Here is an 892-nt window from a genome sequence, read left to right as displayed (position 1 = left end):
GTCGCCCGCATCCTGCACCTCGTCGAGGAGGCGCAGGCGTCGAAGTCGCCCACGGCGCGCTTCATCGACCGGTTCAGCGCGGTCTACACGCCCATCGCCTTCGCGTTCGCCGCCGCGGTCGCAATCGTGCCGCCGCTGCTGCTCGGCGCCGACTGGGGCACCTGGGTCTATCGGGGCCTGGCGCTCCTCCTGATCGCCTGCCCCTGCGCGCTGGTGCTCTCGACCCCCGCGGCCATCGCCTCCGGACTGGCCGCCGGTGCGCGACGCGGGCTGCTCGTCAAGGGCGGCGCCGCACTGGAGGTCATCGGGCGGGTGCACACGGTCGCGTTCGACAAGACCGGGACGCTGACCGCCGGACGGCCGCGGGTCTCGGACATCCTGGTCTTCGCCCCGGACGCGTCGGAGCGCTCGCTTCTCGGGTTGGCTGCCGCGGTCGAGAGCGGAAGCGGCCACCCCATCGCCCGGGCCATCCTCGACCGGGCGAGCGCGGACGGGGTGCCGCTGCGCCCGACGCGGGACGCCCGCGCCATCCCCGGCAAGGCGGTGTCGGCCACGGTGATGGGTCAGACGGTGCTCGTCGCCTCCCCACGCCACGCCGCCGAGAGCGCGCGGCTCGGCCCCGAGGCCGAGCGCGCGGTCGCGGACCTGGAAGCCGGCGGCAAGACGGTGGTCATCGTCGTCCGCGGCGCCGAGGCCTTGGGCGCCATCTCGGTCCGGGACGAGCCCCGCGCCGACGCGGCGGCCGGCATCTCGGCCCTGCGGAAGCTCGGCGTCCGCAGCGTGATGCTGACCGGCGACAACCGGCGCACGGGCGAGGCGGTCGCGTCCGAACTCGGGCTCGACGTGAAGGCCGAGCTCCTGCCCCAGGACAAGCTCGCCGAGATCGCGGCCC

General features: G+C 75.4%; 1 protein-coding gene. It reads left to right on the top strand.

Features of this window, described 5'->3' with window-relative positions:
- On the top strand, positions 1 to 892 hold an 892-nt coding region (locus AX737_RS04885; protein WP_156453532.1), incomplete at both ends, for an HAD-IC family P-type ATPase.

Origin of the sequence: Methylobacterium sp. CCH5-D2, from assembly GCF_001556475.1 — a bacterium.
GTDB lineage: Bacteria > Pseudomonadota > Alphaproteobacteria > Rhizobiales > Beijerinckiaceae > Methylobacterium > Methylobacterium hispanicum.
Note: the sequence above shows the minus strand (reverse complement) of the source record. Positions and strands in the feature narration are given on the sequence as shown.